Origin of the sequence: uncultured Sunxiuqinia sp. (assembly GCF_963974515.1) — a bacterium.
Classification (GTDB): domain Bacteria; phylum Bacteroidota; class Bacteroidia; order Bacteroidales; family Prolixibacteraceae; genus Sunxiuqinia.
Genome location: NZ_CAXBDD010000015.1, coordinates 1 through 17077 on the forward strand (window position 1 = coordinate 1; position 17077 = coordinate 17077).

Consider the following 17077-nt stretch of genomic DNA (forward strand, 5'->3'; position numbering starts at 1 on the left):
ATGAAAGTTTTGATATTAGCGGGGGGTCTCGGAACGAGGCTTTCTGAAGAAACTACGATTAAACCAAAGCCAATGGTTGAGATAGGAGATCGCCCGATCATCTGGCACATCATGAAAATCTATTCCCAACACGGCCATAATGAGTTTATCATTTTGTGTGGCTACAAGGGTTACGTCATCAAGGAATTCTTCGCCGACTATGTGCGATACCGTTCTGATGTGACAATTGATCTTTCCACTAATACAACGACGTACCACAAGAATCACTCGGAGCCATGGAAGATAACCCTTATCGATACGGGGCAGGAAACTATGACGGGCGGTCGGATTAAGCGGGTAAGGGATTATGTTGGTGATGAACCATTTTTGCTAACCTATGGCGATGGCGTTTCGAATGTCAATATTAATGAACTGATCGAATTTCACAAACTGCAGAATGCTTATGTTACCCTCTCTGCGATAAGACCACCCGGTCGTTTTGGTGCCTTCAGTTTATCTAACGAATCGGATATGGTTACCAATTTCAAAGAAAAGCCAGATGGAGATGGCACTGAAACTGCCTGGATCAATGGGGGATTTTTTGTCGTTGAGCCGGAGGCTTTTGATTTTATCGAGGGAGACCAAACGATCTGGGAAAGAGACCCTTTGGAGAGAATCGCCGAACTTGGCAAACTAGCAGCATACAAGCATAAAGGGTTTTGGCATCCCATGGATTCACTGAACGACAAACACAAACTCGAAGAACTGTGGGCAGCAGGGAAGGCTCCATGGAAAATTTGGGAATAGATCATATTAGAACAGAATAAAAAAAAAGCAATGAAAATACTGATTATTGGGAACATGGGCTACGTTGGCCCCGGAGTAGTCGCACAACTGAGATCAACATATCCTGATGCCGAATTGGTCGGCTTTGATATCGGCTATTTTGCCAACCGACTTACTGGCACTGAATTTATTCCTGAGGTCAAGCTAAGTCAGCAAATTTTTGGAGATGTTCGTCATTTTCCTGCCGAATTGTTGGATGGTGTAGATGCAGTTGTTTACCTGGCTGCGATTTCAAATGATCCGATGGGTGCCAAGTACGAAGAAGTAACGCTTGACGTGAATTACCGGTCGTGTGTCCGAATTGCCAGGCAGGCGAGGGAAGCAGGAGTTAAATCATTTGTTTTTGCTTCGAGTTGCAGCATGTATGGTTCGGCCGATGGTGAGGCCAAAACGGAGAATGACAGCCTCAACCCGCTTACTGCATACGCTCGTTCAAAGGTTTTTGCAGAGCAGGAATTGGAACCTCTGGCTACGGACGGATTTACGGTGACCAGCTTGCGTTTTGCAACCGCATGCGGAAAGAGCAACCGACTGAGATTGGACTTGGTGCTCAATGATTTTGTGGCTGGAGCCGTGGTGGCAAAGGAAATCAATATTTTAAGCGATGGGACTCCTTGGAGACCCTTGATTAACGTATTGGATATGGCCAGGGCAATCGAGTGGGCCATCGGTCGCGACCAAACAAACGGCGGACAATTCCTGGCTGTTAATACCGGTAGTAATCAATGGAATTACCAAGTAAAGGAATTGGCTGAGGCGGTAGGCGAAATTGTCCCCGGATGTAAAGTTACGGTCAATCAGGATGCCCCGCCGGACAAGCGTTCCTACAAGGTGAACTTTGACCTCTATGAGCAACTGGCTCCAGACCATCAACCCATATATGACTTGAAGACAAGCATTGAAGAAATTTACAAGTCCTTGTCGGAAATCGGTTTGAAAGACCCCAAATTCAGAGAGTCAAAATACATGCGGCTCAAAGTATTGGCCGGGCTGCAGGAGAATGGGCATTTAGACGACAATTTATCGTGGACTTGGTAATTCATTAGGATATGAGATTTATTGAAACAGCATTAAAAGGAGCTTTTGTTATCGAGATAAACCAAATAACTGACGAAAGAGGTTTTTTTGGACGCTCCTGGTGTAAACGGGAAATGGAAGAACATGGGCTAAACGGCAATGTTGTGCAGGCCAATACTTCTTTCAGTAAAACGAAAGGAACGCTTCGTGGCATGCATTATCAAAAACATCCGCATGAAGAAACCAAACTGATACGCTGTACAAAAGGGGCCATCTATGATGTGATTGTGGACTTGCGGAAAGACTCACCCACCTACCTGAAATGGTTTGGAATTGAGTTGAGCGAAACCAATTACAAGATGCTCTATGTGCCGGAGAAGTTCGCTCATGGTTTTATTACCCTGACAGACGATGCCGAAGTGACTTATTTGGTGACCGAGTTTTATACCCCGGGAGCTGAAGCAGGTTTGCGATTTGATGACCCCACACTGAAAATTGACTGGCCATTGGAAGCAACTGTAATTTCGGAAAAGGATAGCCAACATCCGGATTTTGATGAATCAGTATTACCCTAAAATACCAAAAACATGATCATAGTCGATAAAGCCCTGCAAAAAAGGCACGAAGATAAGAACCCAATCCGGGTCGGAATGATTGGCGCCGGATTTATGGGGCGTGGAATTGCTATTCAAATATGCAAATCAGTTCCCGGTATGGAGCTGGTGGCCATTTCAAACCGTACCATAGAAAAAGCAATCAAAGCATACGAAGAATCAGGAATTGAAGATATCAGACTTGTTGATAAGCTGTCTGACTTAGAGGACAATATAAGAAAAGGAAAGGTGAGTGTTACGGAACAACCCGAGTTGATTTGTGAGGCTGAAGGCATTGATGCCATTATTGAAGTCACCGGAACCATTGAACTCAGTGCCCATCTCATTCTTAAAGCATTTGAACACAAAAAACATGTGGTCATGATGAATGCTGAGGTGGATGGCACCATCGGACCAATTCTGAAGAAGTATGCTGATGAGGCAGGAGTAATCCTGACCTTTGCTGATGGTGACCAGCCTGGTGTTGAAATGAATTTGTATCGCTTTGTAAAATCAATTGGTGTTAAACCAGTTCTGTGCGGAAATATCAAGGGCCTACATGACCCCTATCGAAATCCGACAACACAAGAAGGCTTTGCAAAGAAGTGGGGGCAAAATCCCTCGATGGTTACTTCATTTGCCGATGGAACGAAGATTTCATTTGAGCAGGCTATTGTAGCCAATGGAACCGGCATGCGGGTTGGCAAGCGTGGCATGTATGGCCCGACAGTTCCTTCCGGGGCTCCGCTTCATGACGTGGTTCACCAGCTTTACCCGCTCGACCAGTTGCTGGAGGGTCCGGGGATTGTTGACTATGTGGTTGGAGCACAACCGGGGCCGGGAGTATTTGTGCTTGGAACGCACGATGACCCATTACAACAGCACTACCTGAATTTATATAAGCTTGGCGAGGGGCCATTGTATTTGTTTTACACGCCATACCACCTTTGTCATTTCGAGGTGCCCTTAACCGTTGCAAGAGCAGTCTTGTTCGGAGATGCTGCGTTGGCGCCAGCTCGCGGACCGCTGGTGGAAGTGGTGGCTACTGCGAAAATTGACTTGAAGGCCAATACACAACTGGATGGTTTGGGCGAGTACATGACTTATGGTTTATGCGAGAACTACGATACCGCCAGAAACGAGAATTTGCTTCCGATCGGAGTAGCCAACGGCTGCCGGTTGAAAAAAGACATTCCCAAAGACCAGGTGATCACCTACGATGATGTCGAACTTCCTCGAGGCAGATTATGTGATCAGTTAAGAACGGAACAACTCGAACGATTCAATCCTGAGTTGCTTTTAAAAAGCACGAAGCAATTTGCTTTTTAGTAGCCCTGTGATTGCCTGATCAGAATCTGATCCGCCCCATATGGTTCAAAGAATGCCAACTAAGAATCATGGCAGGATCTGATTTTTCAAACCAAAGAGGAACTTCAGAAAATAAACTTTTCCATAAAACGAATCAAACCAAAAACATAAAGATATGCCTGAGATGAATACCAGCATCTCAAAAAGCATGAATTATTTATTTGTAAAAAAGAGAGAGATATGTCAAAAGTTGCATTAATTACTGGAGTTACCGGACAGGACGGAGCGTACCTGTCGGAATACTTACTGAAAAAAGGATACATCGTTCACGGTGTAAAACGTCGCTCATCGATGTTTAATACCGATCGTATTGATCATTTGTATCAGGATCCACATACTTCCAATCGCAATTTCATTTTACACTATGGCGATTTAACAGACAGTTTGAATCTAACCCGGATTATTCAGGAGGTTCAGCCCGATGAAATTTATAATCTGGCTGCCATGAGCCATGTAAAGGTGAGTTTTGACACGCCTGAATATACGGCCAATGCGGATGGAATCGGAACGCTAAGAATCCTTGAGGCAGTGCGCCTGCTGGGATTGACTAAGACGAGAATTTATCAGGCATCTACCTCCGAATTGTACGGGATGGTGCAGGAAATTCCTCAAACGGAGCGGACACCTTTTTATCCGCGCAGCCCTTACGCTGTTGCCAAAATGTACGCTTACTGGATAACAGTAAATTACCGTGAAGCCTACGGGATGCACGCCAGCAATGGAATTTTGTTCAACCACGAATCACCCATTCGCGGTGAAACATTCGTCACTCGTAAAGTGACACGGGCAATATCACGAATCGCTTTAGGCATGCTCGATAAAGTTTACCTCGGGAATTTAAGCTCAAAACGCGATTGGGGCCATGCCAAAGACTATGTGCGAGCCATGTATTTGATTCTGCAACAGGATAAACCTGACGATTACGTGATTGCAACTGGAATTACAACATCTATTCGTGACTTTATCACGATGGCTTGTGAAGAGGTTGGTCTGGAAGTTGCCTTCAAAGGGCAGGGTGTTGATGAAGTTGGCTGTTTGGTAGGTGTTGACGAGGTGAGGTTCCGGGAACGGGTAGGAGATGAATACATTGAAGAGATTCGGATGCGGATTTTGTCGAATGACAATGAGATCGTCAAAATTGATCCGATGTATTTCAGGCCAACCGAAGTTGACCTGTTAATTGGTGACCCAGCCAAATCGCAACAGGTTTTGGGATGGAAACCGAAGTATGATCTGCAGGGCTTAGTCGCAGACATGATGGCATCGGATGTCAAACTCTTCCAGAAAGAATCGTACCTCCAAAATGGGGGATACCGCATTTTGAATTTCTTTGAATAAAAATAGTCCACGCTGAGTAAAAAAGCTGAAAGAATGAGCTGCACCTGCAGAGGCAGGTGCAGGCTTATCTTTCGGCGTTTAACAAGGCTTGGCAATAAAAATGATCAACAGCGTATCGTGTGGATAAAATTAAAAAGCACATTTCGAAGCATGAAGGAATAGCTATAGATAAGTAACGATGGATTGTGCCAGTAAAATTAGTTTAGATGATGAACAAAAACAGTAAAATATATATTGCCGGGCATCGGGGTCTTGTCGGGTCAGCCCTCTTAAAAAACTTAAAAAAGCAAGGATACCAGAACTTTGTTCTGCGGACGCATGCTGAATTGGATTTGACAAATCAAGAGGCTGTGGCAGACTTTTTCACAACTGAAAAACCAGACTATGTTTTTTTGGCTGCAGCAAAGGTGGGCGGAATCATGGCAAACAGCACCTACCGGGGCGAATTCATCTATGATAACCTAATGATTCAAAACAATGTGATTCATCAGGCCTGGTTGAACGGTGTCAAAAAGCTTCTATTTCTTGGAAGTACGTGTATCTACCCCCGCGAAGCCCCACAGCCAATGTCTGAAGATAGCCTGCTAAGTTCAGCGCTTGAATACACCAACGAACCATACGCCATTGCCAAGATTGCCGGCATTAAGCTGTGTGAAAACTACAATCTCCAGTACGGCACAAACTTTATTTCAGTCATGCCAACAAATCTTTATGGTCCCAATGACAATTTTGATCTGCAAAAGTCTCACGTTCTTCCAGCCTTAGTTCGCAAACTACTGTTAGGTAAGTATTTGGAAGAAAGCAATTGGGATGCGATCCGGAAGGACATCGAAATGCGGCCGGTAAACGGAATTTCCGAATTGAATTCGGCAAATGAGATTGAAGCATTACTCGAATCAATTGGGATTAAGAAAGAAAACAAGGATGGAAATCCAGCGATCTCTGTTGAGATTTGGGGCAGTGGAAAACCCATGCGAGAGTTTCTTTGGAGTGAAGACATGGCTGATGCCTGCGTGTTCATCATGGAAAAAATAAATTTTGATGATGTTGTAAAAGCGAACCCTGTCGCAGTCGACTCTGGAGAAATTCGGAATACACATATTAATATTGGAACAGGGCGCGAAATAAGTATTGGTGATTTAGCCAGATTAATCAAAGCAGAAGTTCGCTTTCGTGGCGATTTGGTTTTTAACACCAGTAAGCCCGATGGAACCATGCGAAAATTAACAAACCCTTCCAAGCTTCGTCGATTGGGGTGGAAACATCAGATCGAGATTGAAGAAGGCATTTCAAAAGTATGCCAATGGTATGCCAGCGAAAAGAAGTCTTACTCCACTATGAATTTATAATTTAAAACATAATATTAATAAGAGCGAAATGAAAAGCGACACCTTTGTAATCATCATGGCGGGAGGAATAGGAAGTCGGTTTTGGCCTGTCAGTACAGAACGAAAGCCGAAGCAATTTCTCGATATGCTTGGAACCGGAAAAACACTCTTTCAACATACCATCGACCGGTTCAGTGATATCTGTTCCATTAGGAATATTTTTGTGGTGACCTCGGCTCAGTATATTGATATTGCGCTTGAACAGGGTCCGGAGATTCCTGAATCAAATATTTTAGCAGAACCAGTGATGAGAAATACGGCTCCATGTATAGCTTATGCGAGTTATAAGATTCGTAAGCTAAACCCAAATGCCAATATTATTGTAACTCCTTCGGATCATTTAATTGAGCAGAAACAGTTGTTTCAAAAAACCTTGCAAAAAGGATTGAACTTTGTCAAGGACCGGGATGCTATTTTAACGATCGGAATTCAGCCCCACCGGCCTGAAACAGGCTATGGCTATATCCAAATGGATCACCCGGATAAAGAAATCGGAAAGGTGAAAGCCTTTAAGGAAAAACCCGACCATGAAACAGCAAAATCCTATCTTGCAAGCCAGGAATATCTTTGGAATGCCGGTATTTTTCTCTGGTCGGCAAAAACAATCATTCAGGCTTTTGAAACTTATATGCCTGCCATGGCCCGGGTTTTTGACAATGGGAATGATATTTATTTCACTGACAAGGAGCAGAGCTTTATCGACTTGGTTTATCCAACCTTTGAGAATATCTCAATTGACTACAGCATGCTTGAAAAGGCCGATAATCTCTATGTTCAGAAGGGCCATTTCGATTGGTCCGACTTAGGAACCTGGACTGCATTGTGGGAAAAGTCATCCCGGACTTACACTGGAGACACAGTGTCGTCGGAAAATGCCTATTTGTACGAAACATCCAACAACATCATTCATGTCCCTGAAGATAAAGTAGTTGTAGTACAGGGCCTGAGTGAGTACATTGTTGTTGAATCTAACAATGTGTTGCTCATTTGCAGTAAGGGTGAAGAGCAACGGATCAAAGCGTTTCGACACAAAGCATCAAACTCAAAATAAAGAAGTACGATTATTCGTTGTCCTTTTTTAAGCTCTGACTCTGAAAAAGCTTAATCTCAGTTAACTTCCACAAAATAAAAATTGTAGGCATGCATCGCTTGCAAGTAGTCTTGATCATTATTGATTAAGTGGCAGTGTTTCAATTTCAGTCACTTAATAATTATCAGGTCGTGTCTCTGGTCATAAAGGGACAGGACCTTTAGTCCTTAGTTTTACTCTAAATGTTTTACCATCATGCTTAAAGAACGTGAATATACACTCGAAAAAATGAGTATTGTCTTCCAGGTGTTACTCAGCCTTGGATGTTTTACCTTGGTTTGGTGGTCAGCAAATCTCTCTACCGAGATCCAAATGGAAGCCATTAATGAAGTCAAGAACTCATTGATTTTTGTCGCACTGTTATGGTTTTTGTTATTGGAGCAATTTGGATTGGGGAAGATGACCCGAACCAGTAGCTACCGACAGCTGTTTGTTGCATACTTCAAATTAGTGTCTATTGGAGTCGCATTCTTATTCGCTATAAATATTGTCTCAGGGTATGAAGCTCTTAACATGAGGAACCTGTTCCTTTTCAGTGTACTGAATCTGATTATACTGACAGGATATAAGAACTTCTTTTTCCTGATCATGCGTTTCTTTAGGAGACGGGGTTATAGCATTCGTCAAATCCTTGTCATTGCGGATAAAGGATCGGAAGACTACATTGAAAAAATCATTCACACGAAGGATTGGGGTTACAATATTCGGGGAATCATGACCGGATGTAAAATTGTCTCTTCAAAATATCAGGATCGCTTTAAGGTGATTCCGGAAAGAAAAAATCTGAAAGAGGTTTTGGACAGGGAGACAATTGATGAAGTTATTTATTGTAAGACGGACTACAATCACGATGAAATCACCCGGTTTATTTTGGAATGTGCCGAGGTTGGTATTAGCTTCCATCACTACACAGGAATGATTTCCAAAGTGCGGGGAAAACGAATAAGGAGCTCAAGTTTTTCACTAATCAACCAGTTACCTTTTGTGACCTACATGAACACTCCTGATAATTATGCAGGTCTGAAAATAAAAAGTGTATTCGACTTTTTCTTCAGTTTGATTGTTATTCTGTTGGTTTCTCCTGTATTTATCATCATTGCCATTGCCATCAAATTGGATGACGGAGGTCCTGTTTTCTTCAAACAAGAACGGGTGGGCCTTAATGGACGTCGTTTTTATTGTTATAAGTTTCGTACCATGGTGGCCGATGCCGAGGCATTGAAAGCATCGCTAATGGGGCAAAACGAACAGGAAGGACCGGTATTTAAAATTACAATGGATCCAAGAGTTACCAAGGTAGGCCGGTTTTTGCGGAAAACCTCATTGGATGAACTCCCCCAGTTTTACAATGTCATTCGCGGAGAAATGTCGGTGGTAGGGCCACGCCCACCAATCCCTTCAGAAGTTGAAAAATACAAACGCTGGCAAATACGCCGACTGAGTATGAAACCCGGAATAACCTGCATTTGGCAGGTGTCAGGGCGGAATGACATTCCATTTGAAGAGTGGATGCGGTTGGATATGAAATACATCGACAACTGGTCGCTTGCTCAGGATGCCCTTCTGATTCTAAAGACAGTCAAGGTAATGCTTGTAGGAACAGGAAAGTAAGCCTGCAAGCGATTTAATCGAAGAATATCGGATTAATCAAAGACCAAATAAATAAAATAATTAACTCGACAAATATGATATTTCCAGTTCAAAGCAGACGAAGTTTTTTAATGCTTCTAGTCGTGACAGTTCTTCTGTCTTCTTGTGTTTCCAAGCGGAATTCTTATTTTCTGCGTGACTTCAAGGCTGAGATTGATGCCAATATGGTACAGCAGGCCGATAAGGATTATGTCGTGAAAACCAATGACAACCTCTACGTTAGCGTTAAAACCATTAACCCCGAAGTCAACGCCATGTTTTCGCAGAGCGAAGGAGGTCTCGGATCAGGCAACATGTATAACTCTCAGGCAGGGCAGCACATTTACGGCTATCAAGTTGATAATCAAGGTGAAATAATCTTGCCTGTTATTGGTGCTGTTCATGTGGCCGGGCGTACGTTGAAGGAAACCAAAGAACAAATTCAGTTAAGAGCAGATGAGTACCTGAAAGATGCAGATATTCAGGTACGCCTACTCAATTTTAAAGTGAGTGTTCTGGGAGAGGTTCGGTCGCCCGGCGTTTACTACAACTACAATAATACGCTGACAGTATTGGAAGCCATTGGTATGGCACAGGGGACGACTGATTATGCTAAAATAAAAGATGTTTTGGTAGTGCGCCAGGGAGAAGATGCGGTGCAGCCTTTTCTACTTGACCTTACAGAAAAGAAGATTTTAGCATCTGAGGCCTTCTATCTTCAATCGAACGATGTCGTTTTTGTACGGCCGCAGAAATTGAAGAATGTGAGATTGAATGCATCTTATTATACCATTGGAGCATCCACGCTTACTACCATTATGCTGATTATTAATTTTCTCTGGGGCTAGGGCCAGAGTTTAATTGATAGGTGTAGTGATGATTTTTTAACAACTAAGTAAAGATTTTATCTATGAAAACAATGGAAGAATTCTCCAATTCGTTGGAGAGAGAAGACATGCTTGCGATCAAGAAGTTTTTCCATAAGCTAAAACGCAATTGGTATTGGTTTATGATCGTCGGCGTGATTGGAGGCGGTTGCGGCTATTTGTTAACCAAAATAACACCTCCAACATATCAGGTCAACAGCCTGTTTTTAATCAAGCAGAAAGATAACGCACAAGTCCAGTTGGATTTGCCGTTCTCCGGGGCGATGGGGGGAAATATCAACCTCCTGAATCACATTGGTATTTTGACTTCGCATTCGATCAATCAGCAGGTGCTTGAAAACCTGGATTGGTCAACAAGCTGGTACGAGAAGTTGCTTCTTAGAGATGATGAGATGTATGGGAACGAGCCTTTTGAGATCTTGTATGATCGAGAAGCCATGAATTTAGAGGGAATCCCAATTCATGTACAGATGCTCGACTCAAGCACTTTTCAGGTTCAGGTAAAAGGCACGAAGATGATTTATGGGAAAGAGGTCGAAATTGAATTTGACCAAAAAGGAAAATTCGGTGAGCTTTTCGCGAACGACTATTTCAATTTTACCCTTTATCCAAAATCGGCTAGGCGCGGCAATCAGTACTTTTTCACCTTCAATAACTTCGATCGGCAGGTGAGAAATTATATGAATAAACTGGTCATTGAAGAGCCTGAGGATAAGGCCGACTTGATTTATCTGTCTTTGATTGACAATGTTCCGCAAAAGGGGGCCGATTACCTCAATGAATTAAGCCGTGTGTATCTGGCCTACGAATTAAGAGAGAAAAACCATACATCAGCAACAACCATTGACTTTATTGATTCGCAGCTCAAAGATGTAATCGATACCCTCCAGGTAGCAGGTAATAAGTTTACCTCTTTCCGGTCACAAAATCAAATTGTGGATATCGGGCAGGAAGGTGGAATTATTGTCCAGAGGCTGGTCGATTTAGATAAGGAACGTTCCATGGCCCAGTCGCATCTGGATTATTACCGGAATTTGCAGAAATACCTGGCCGACACCGAAAAAATGCAGGAAGTAGTTGCTCCATCGGTGGTGGGCATTGTTGATGAATCATTGAACAACCTGGTTACCCAGCTAAGTGATCTTTACCGGCAGCGTGAAGTCTTTTCCTATACTGTTCAGGAAAAAAACCCCAAGCTGATTTTGGTCAACAACCAGATTGAAATGGTAAAGCGAAACTTGCAAGAGAATCTTAAAAACCTGATAAACAATGCCATTGTGCAGATCCAAGGACTTGACCGACGGGTTGAGAGCGTGAATCGTCAGTTGTCGGCTCACCCCAAAACGGAGCAACAAATGATGAACATGCAGCGGATGTATGATCTGAATAATGAGTTGTATACATTCCTCCTGAAAAAGCGGGCCGAAGCTGCGATTACTCATGCCTCCAACGTGTCGGATACAGAGGTGCTGGATGAAGCCAGACCACAGCTTGCTGAGCTGATGGGGCCGTATTTGACCATTAATGTCGCCGGAGGTGTGTTGGCCGGATTGTTCATTCCATTTATGGTGATCATGCTCGCTACCTATTTCTACGACCGCATTAAGTCGGCCGAAGATATTGAAGAGTACACCGATATCCCGGTCATTGGAAACATTGTCAACTCCGGAATTGGGAGCGAGTATTTGGCAGCCATTGATAATCCGCGATCCGCCATTGCAGAATCGTTCCGGGAGTTGCGAACCAACCTGCAGTTTATTCTGCCTCAGGCGAAAAACAAGACCCTAATTATCGGGATTAACTCAGTCATCCCCGGTGAAGGCAAGTCCTTTACATCGGCCAACCTGGCCTCTATGATCGCACTGAACAATAAGCGCGTCCTTTTGGTCGACTGTGATTTGCGCAAACCCAGTTTGCACAACCGGCTAAAATATAAAAACAAGGAAGGTTTAAGTACCTATTTAACGGATTTTAGTTCTTTTGAAGACATTTTCAGACAAACACGGGTCGAAAACCTGCAATTTGTTTCGGCAGGGCCGATTCCTCCTAATCCTTCGGAACTTCTGGAGAATGGGAAGTTTGAAGAACTGATCGAGCGCTGCCGTGAGCTATTTGATTACATTATTTTCGATAACCCGCCTTTGTCGCTGGTTTCCGATGGAATCATTATTGGTCAGAAAGTGGACATTAATTTGTTTGTCACCCGACAAGACTATAGTAAGAAAAATGAAGTAAGATTCATCGACCATGTGAACAAGAAAAAGGCAATGAAGAATGCCGGAATTATCTTGAACGACATTCACTTGTCGAAACACGCGCATGTAGGAGCTTATGGGGCCGATTACAGCCACAGAAAAAATAGTAGTTATTACTACTTTGATTCCAGCCCTAGTTACACTGGATGATTTCTTTACTTAGACAAAACAAGGTGGCTTTCGGGCTGCCTTGTTTTTATTTAGTTTAAAACAGAAGCCGAATTATAACCACTACCACAAAGTAATATGGTTTGTATAACTGAAAAAAAACAGACAGATTTATGATTATTGCCGTTGATTTTGATGGGACCATTGTTGAGCACCGCTACCCAAAAATTGGCAAAGAACTGCCTTTTGCCACCCTGACCCTGAAGAAACTTCAGGAACGGGGACACCGATTGATTTTGTGGACTTACCGAGAAGGGAAGCAGCTGGAAGAAGCCGTGCAGTTTTGCCTCTCAAAAGGGGTGGAATTCTACGCTGTAAATAAAAGTTTTCCCGAAGAGAAGTTTGATCAGAATGCTCCTCGAAAAATCCATGCCGATTTATTTATTGACGACCGAAATATTGGGGGATTGCCCGAGTGGGGTTTAATCTTTCAAATGGTTAATGAAATGTCAGACAGATAATTATTGTTTTTAATCGCATGTTAGTCGCGGACCTGACTAACATTACACCAAAAGCCTGCAATCCTCGTGCAGGCTTTTTTTTTGGTATGAGCCGGGCAATCTAGAAATTTCTTTTCAGAAACTCGTAAGCATTTTCATGCATAAAGCGGTCTACAATGTCCGAGGCTCTAATTTTGTTGAATTCCTTTAGGGATTTGGCATGTTCCGAATTTAAGAAATTAAATGCATGCTTCTCCAGGTAGCTGTCAAACATCGGCATATCTTCCGCGGTCCAGAAACCGTTGAGTGGATTAATCATACCGTCGTAGTCTGAGCCAATACTTTGAATGCCCCATGCGAAAAGGTTGTGTCGATTCAAGACTTCCGCGATGTGTTCAATCTGGTTCCAGATCAATTTCGATTTATGAAAAAGCATTTTCCGGCGGTTCAAAAACGGGCCGGTTTTCTTTAGCTCAAATTTACTTCCCACCCGCCGTTCGTCAAACTGAACGCCAAAAATACCACCCGACCGGGCGATCCTGACAATTTCGTCGTCATAGAAGTTGATGTCGTTTGACTGAAATTTTCCATAATTAAACAGGTCATCTTCGATCAACTGGTTGTGGGAGCGAAAACCAGTGACCGCACCATGACTAACAATCAACGGAATGACTTCGTTAGGATGTTCCAGTTTCAGAAATTGGTAATATTCTTCGCGCGACTGTACACTCATGTGTTTCAGGTCGATAAGCACTCGCTTGCCGTTTTGCTTGTCAAGCAATCGGCGAAGTACTTTCCAGCCCAGGTCGGTAAAGCCCGTATTCATGCCATCGCTTTGGTCGCACAGCTTACTCACCACGCCATGCAAGCTTTGTGCATGGCCAACCAGCTCATTCCCGAAATGATGGGTCAGCCCCATGAAGAAGACCGGGTGGTCCCATTGCTTTACCTTTTCCACATTTGCCATCACTTCAGCAGGATCAACCGTTTTGCCCATGCGTTGAAGTCCACAGTTAAACACATGTGCTCCTTCGATCGTCAACACCACATAAACCGTGCGAATGCCAGTTTCGGGGTTGGCTTCAATTTCCGAAAAACTGCCAACCAATTTGTACTGGTGCCATTGCCCATTCATCTTCACTTTCTTCCCGTCCAACTGCCTGTAAAATCCATACTCCAGCTCTAAATCATCAAAGTAATTGTCCATGCGCTGCACATGATCAATGCGCTTTTTTCCCATCCCAATCACCAGGTTATTAACCAGGTCGCCGGCCAGTTTGGTGCCGAGTTTGGTCATCACAAACCCTTTCTCCAGCCCACATAGCGACACCACAATAACATGCCCTCCACCCTTGGCAAGGCTGGTGAAATCCGCTTGCCGGAACTTGGTGAGGGTGGTGGTAATATTGGCCAGTTTGTCAAGCAGCGATGGAGCATCAGCATACCAAAGGCTATCTGGCCGGTTGCGGTTTGGATTACTAAATCCGGGTTTGCGGTTAAAACTTTTACCCAAGGGCTTTATAGCTGGATGGGTGTGCAGATCGATAAATTGTGCTTCCATAAGTTTGAAGTTTTAAAGGTTTTCAGCAATCAAAAAGAACGACGGCAAATGTAATGGCCACTCGGGTGACTGGTTTCGAGAGGAAGCTCGGGCAAGAGTTGGATTTTTGGTTGAAAGGAATTGTGCTGGCACTTCAGCGTAAGAAGACTCAATTTAAGAAATTCAGCACTGAAAGTCAATAGCATACTCATGACATACAATTTAGAGCAGTCCAAACATTCTTCTTTTTTACTCCGGACAACCGTTTAAGGGTGATTTTTTACCGTCCGAATCGCTCCTTGGTCCATTCCAACCACTATTTCCAGTGTCCGGACTACTTTTTCGGGTGAGCCAACTCCTCCTTTGTTGCCTTTAGCATGGGAAAGTTGGCGGCAAGCGCGGAACACCATGCCTCGCGAAAATTACAAACCTTTTCATGTGATTTTACAAAATAAGGCGTAAGTTTATAACAATGTTATCGGTTAAAATTGAGACGTGATATCAATAAAATTGTTAAGCGTACTTTTGAAATGAGGGCATTTAGATTAATATTAACCTTTTACAAATCATTTGCTCTGGCGAGCTATTTGATAACTTTTGCTTGTCTTTTCATGGTGCATAGGTACGGCAGCAAAGGGATTTATATTATTCAGATCCTATTCTGGTTTAAAATTTCCACGCTCGCCGTCTTGGTATATTCTACCAATAGCTACAAAAAAAATAAATTTTACTATTACAAAAACCTGGGAATGTCCAGGCACAAACTTTGGGCCCCGGTTTTAACTTTCGACTTCCTTTTCTTTCTCATTGCATTAATAACCATCGCATCGAACAATTATGAATCACTCCCTGGAAGTTGACAGCATTATTCTTGAGTTTGGCACAAAAAGGGTGCTTCAGGATATTTATCTGAAAAACGCCACGGGAGAAATCACTGGAATTCTTGGCCGAAATGGATGTGGGAAAACATGTTTGATGAATATTATCTACGGAGAGCTGAAAATTATTGACAAATCAATTCGTGTGGATGGCAAGACAATTTTTGACGGATACCGAAATCCCGAAATTCTAAGGTATTTACCACAAGTCCATTTTATCCCTAAAAGCCTAACACTCAAAAGAATTTTCAGAGATTTTAATTTAAGCTTTTCCCGGTTTATCGAGTACTTCCCTGAATTTGAGAAATACTACCATTCAAAGTTGAGAAAGCTCTCAAGTGGTGAAAAAAGGATTGTTGAAATTTATTCGATCGTTGCTTCAAAAACAATGTTTTGCATGTTAGACGAGCCGTTTTCGCAAGTTATGCCAGTGCATGTTGAGTCAATAAAAAGTATTATTAACAAAGAGAAGGAAAATAAGGGAATAATTATTACCGACCATTTGCACGAACATATAATCGATGTTTGTGAGCAGGTTTATGTGATCGTGAACGGCAAAACATACTTGACAAAAGACAAAAGTGATTTGGTAAAACTTGGATATATCAATAAAGCTTAAAATCCGCTTTTACGATTATCCGATAATAATTCTGCAACCGATATGAACAAGCCAGATGATTATTATTTAAAACAGGAAGAACCGAACAGGAGTTGCCTGCTTGCCTTGCGAGGGATCATTCTGAAACAGGACAAGGAAATTACTAAACCCACCAAATGGGGAATGCCCTGCTTTTGTTTCAAAAGCAAACCTTTCTGTTATTTGTGGACGGACAAAAAAACGGATGAACCTTACCTCCTGATGGTAGAAGGCAAACACCTTGACCACCCCGCATTGGAAGCCGGTGAACGTTCAAAAATGAAGATCTTCAGAGTAAATCCAAACGTGGATTTGCCTTTCGCTACCATCCAGTCAGTTTTAAACCAAAGTCTCAACCTGTATCGAAACGGGACAATAAAGACCACCTTATCCCCCACGCCTGCTTTTCCAACGATCGAAATGATGAAAAGGTAGAGGTGGCTACACTACCGTTAACATGAATTGGGAAAATCGGTACTTAACCCATTTTTCATGATAATAATATACCGGTGCAGGCGATCGCTTCCCACAAATGGCATTTTCCAAAACATCGGGTAATTTTGACTTCAGACCAAAACAGGGAAAATGGGTTACAACAATTCGGATTCATTGACAATCATCAAAAATACGGTGAACAGATTGATTCCTGGTTGCAGGATTATTCTTTTTGGATCGCGCACCAGAAAAGACGACCATCCGGATAGTGATTACGATTTTCTTATTATTTCGAAAAACACCATAAATATCCGCAAAAAAAGGAGCGATTAAATCCATGATGAGAAAAGAGCTGGCCCAGCTAAAAATTCCTGCCGACATTTTAATTCAAAGTGAAAGTGAAATCAATTCGAAAAGAAAGATCACCAGGCATATTCTTAAACAAGTTCTTAGAGAAGGCATTGCTTTAGACACAATTTAGGCAGGGAAATCGACCATCTGATCTTAAAAATGGATTGGTTTGGGTTAGATGATCAGCATCGGTGTAAGCTTACAATCCATCCCTCCCCTCCTTGAAAGCATAAAAAAA

15 protein-coding genes are annotated in these 17077 nt (G+C 42.8%); 14 read left to right on the top strand and 1 reads right to left on the bottom strand.

Annotated features, from left to right (window positions below; translation table 11 throughout):
* The 11 genes from rfbF to AAC033_RS05965 form a co-directional block, all read left to right on the top strand.
* Positions 1 to 786: glucose-1-phosphate cytidylyltransferase (gene rfbF / locus AAC033_RS05915; protein ID WP_339736403.1), on the top strand; the 786-nt coding region annotated here is incomplete at its 5' end.
* 30 nt (positions 787 to 816) lie between these two features.
* A complete protein-coding gene (locus AAC033_RS05920; protein ID WP_339736405.1) occupies positions 817 to 1863 on the top strand; it encodes an NAD(P)-dependent oxidoreductase in 1047 nt (348 codons plus the stop codon).
* A gap of 11 nt (positions 1864 to 1874) precedes the next feature.
* Complete coding sequence (rfbC, locus tag AAC033_RS05925; protein WP_339736407.1) at positions 1875 to 2417, top strand: dTDP-4-dehydrorhamnose 3,5-epimerase; 543 nt, start codon at positions 1875 to 1877, stop codon at positions 2415 to 2417.
* A 12-nt stretch (positions 2418 to 2429) separates the two neighbouring features.
* Entirely contained in the window at positions 2430 to 3764 is a 1335-nt protein-coding gene (locus AAC033_RS05930; protein WP_339736409.1) for a Gfo/Idh/MocA family oxidoreductase, read from the top strand.
* A 219-nt stretch (positions 3765 to 3983) separates the two neighbouring features.
* On the top strand, positions 3984 to 5141 hold the full coding sequence (gmd, locus tag AAC033_RS05935) for a GDP-mannose 4,6-dehydratase (protein ID WP_339736411.1): 1158 nt from the start codon (positions 3984 to 3986) through the stop codon (positions 5139 to 5141).
* 206 nt (positions 5142 to 5347) lie between these two features.
* Entirely contained in the window at positions 5348 to 6490 is a 1143-nt protein-coding gene (locus AAC033_RS05940; protein ID WP_339736413.1) for a GDP-L-fucose synthase, read from the top strand.
* A 28-nt stretch (positions 6491 to 6518) separates the two neighbouring features.
* Positions 6519 to 7580 (top strand): mannose-1-phosphate guanylyltransferase, encoded by a 1062-nt coding sequence (locus AAC033_RS05945; protein WP_339736414.1) that lies wholly within the window; start codon positions 6519 to 6521, stop codon positions 7578 to 7580.
* A 234-nt stretch (positions 7581 to 7814) separates the two neighbouring features.
* Complete coding sequence (locus AAC033_RS05950) at positions 7815 to 9230, top strand: sugar transferase (RefSeq protein ID WP_339736415.1); 1416 nt, start codon at positions 7815 to 7817, stop codon at positions 9228 to 9230.
* Positions 9231 to 9352: 122 nt separating this feature from the next.
* Complete coding sequence (locus tag AAC033_RS05955) at positions 9353 to 10096, top strand: polysaccharide biosynthesis/export family protein (RefSeq protein ID WP_339736417.1); 744 nt, start codon at positions 9353 to 9355, stop codon at positions 10094 to 10096.
* Positions 10097 to 10158: 62 nt separating this feature from the next.
* Positions 10159 to 12540 carry a polysaccharide biosynthesis tyrosine autokinase gene (locus AAC033_RS05960; protein ID WP_339736419.1) on the top strand — a complete coding sequence of 794 codons (2382 nt, stop codon included), beginning with the start codon at positions 10159 to 10161 and terminating at the stop codon, positions 12538 to 12540.
* Positions 12541 to 12671: 131 nt separating this feature from the next.
* A complete protein-coding gene (locus AAC033_RS05965) occupies positions 12672 to 13019 on the top strand; it encodes a hydrolase (RefSeq protein WP_339736421.1) in 348 nt (115 codons plus the stop codon).
* Positions 13020 to 13119: 100 nt separating this feature from the next.
* On the opposite strand, the gene AAC033_RS05970 is transcribed toward AAC033_RS05965, so the two are convergent.
* A complete protein-coding gene (locus AAC033_RS05970; RefSeq protein ID WP_339736423.1) occupies positions 13120 to 14559 on the bottom strand; it encodes a hypothetical protein in 1440 nt (479 codons plus the stop codon).
* An 870-nt stretch (positions 14560 to 15429) separates the two neighbouring features.
* Here AAC033_RS05970 and AAC033_RS05975 point away from each other — a divergent pair.
* The 3 genes from AAC033_RS05975 (at position 15430) to AAC033_RS05985 (ending at position 16969) form a co-directional block, all read left to right on the top strand.
* Entirely contained in the window at positions 15430 to 16035 is a 606-nt protein-coding gene (locus AAC033_RS05975) for an ATP-binding cassette domain-containing protein (protein WP_339736425.1), read from the top strand.
* A 42-nt stretch (positions 16036 to 16077) separates the two neighbouring features.
* On the top strand, positions 16078 to 16488 hold the full coding sequence (locus AAC033_RS05980; RefSeq protein ID WP_339736427.1) for a DUF1801 domain-containing protein: 411 nt from the start codon (positions 16078 to 16080) through the stop codon (positions 16486 to 16488).
* Positions 16489 to 16825: 337 nt separating this feature from the next.
* Positions 16826 to 16969: a hypothetical protein gene (locus AAC033_RS05985; protein WP_339736429.1), complete on the top strand. Its 144-nt coding sequence runs from the start codon at positions 16826 to 16828 to the stop codon at positions 16967 to 16969.
* Positions 16970 to 17077 lie beyond the last annotated feature (108 nt).

Excerpts from the sequence above, each read along its gene's own strand:
- AAC033_RS05920 (WP_339736405.1), top strand. The coding sequence starts at position 817 with ATGAAAATACTGATTATTGGGAACATGGGCTACGTTGGCCCCGGAGTA.
- rfbC (WP_339736407.1), top strand. The coding sequence starts at position 1,875 with ATGAGATTTATTGAAACAGCATTAAAAGGAGCTTTTGTTATCGAGATA.
- AAC033_RS05930 (WP_339736409.1), top strand. The coding sequence starts at position 2,430 with ATGATCATAGTCGATAAAGCCCTGCAAAAAAGGCACGAAGATAAGAAC.
- gmd (WP_339736411.1), top strand. The coding sequence starts at position 3,984 with ATGTCAAAAGTTGCATTAATTACTGGAGTTACCGGACAGGACGGAGCG.
- AAC033_RS05940 (WP_339736413.1), top strand. The coding sequence starts at position 5,348 with ATGATGAACAAAAACAGTAAAATATATATTGCCGGGCATCGGGGTCTT.
- AAC033_RS05945 (WP_339736414.1), top strand. The coding sequence starts at position 6,519 with ATGAAAAGCGACACCTTTGTAATCATCATGGCGGGAGGAATAGGAAGT.
- AAC033_RS05950 (WP_339736415.1), top strand. The coding sequence starts at position 7,815 with ATGCTTAAAGAACGTGAATATACACTCGAAAAAATGAGTATTGTCTTC.
- AAC033_RS05960 (WP_339736419.1), top strand. The coding sequence starts at position 10,159 with ATGAAAACAATGGAAGAATTCTCCAATTCGTTGGAGAGAGAAGACATG.
- AAC033_RS05965 (WP_339736421.1), top strand. The coding sequence starts at position 12,672 with ATGATTATTGCCGTTGATTTTGATGGGACCATTGTTGAGCACCGCTAC.
- AAC033_RS05970 (WP_339736423.1), bottom strand. The coding sequence starts at position 14,559 with ATGGAAGCACAATTTATCGATCTGCACACCCATCCAGCTATAAAGCCC.
- AAC033_RS05980 (WP_339736427.1), top strand. The coding sequence starts at position 16,078 with ATGAACAAGCCAGATGATTATTATTTAAAACAGGAAGAACCGAACAGG.
- AAC033_RS05985 (WP_339736429.1), top strand. The coding sequence starts at position 16,826 with ATGATGAGAAAAGAGCTGGCCCAGCTAAAAATTCCTGCCGACATTTTA.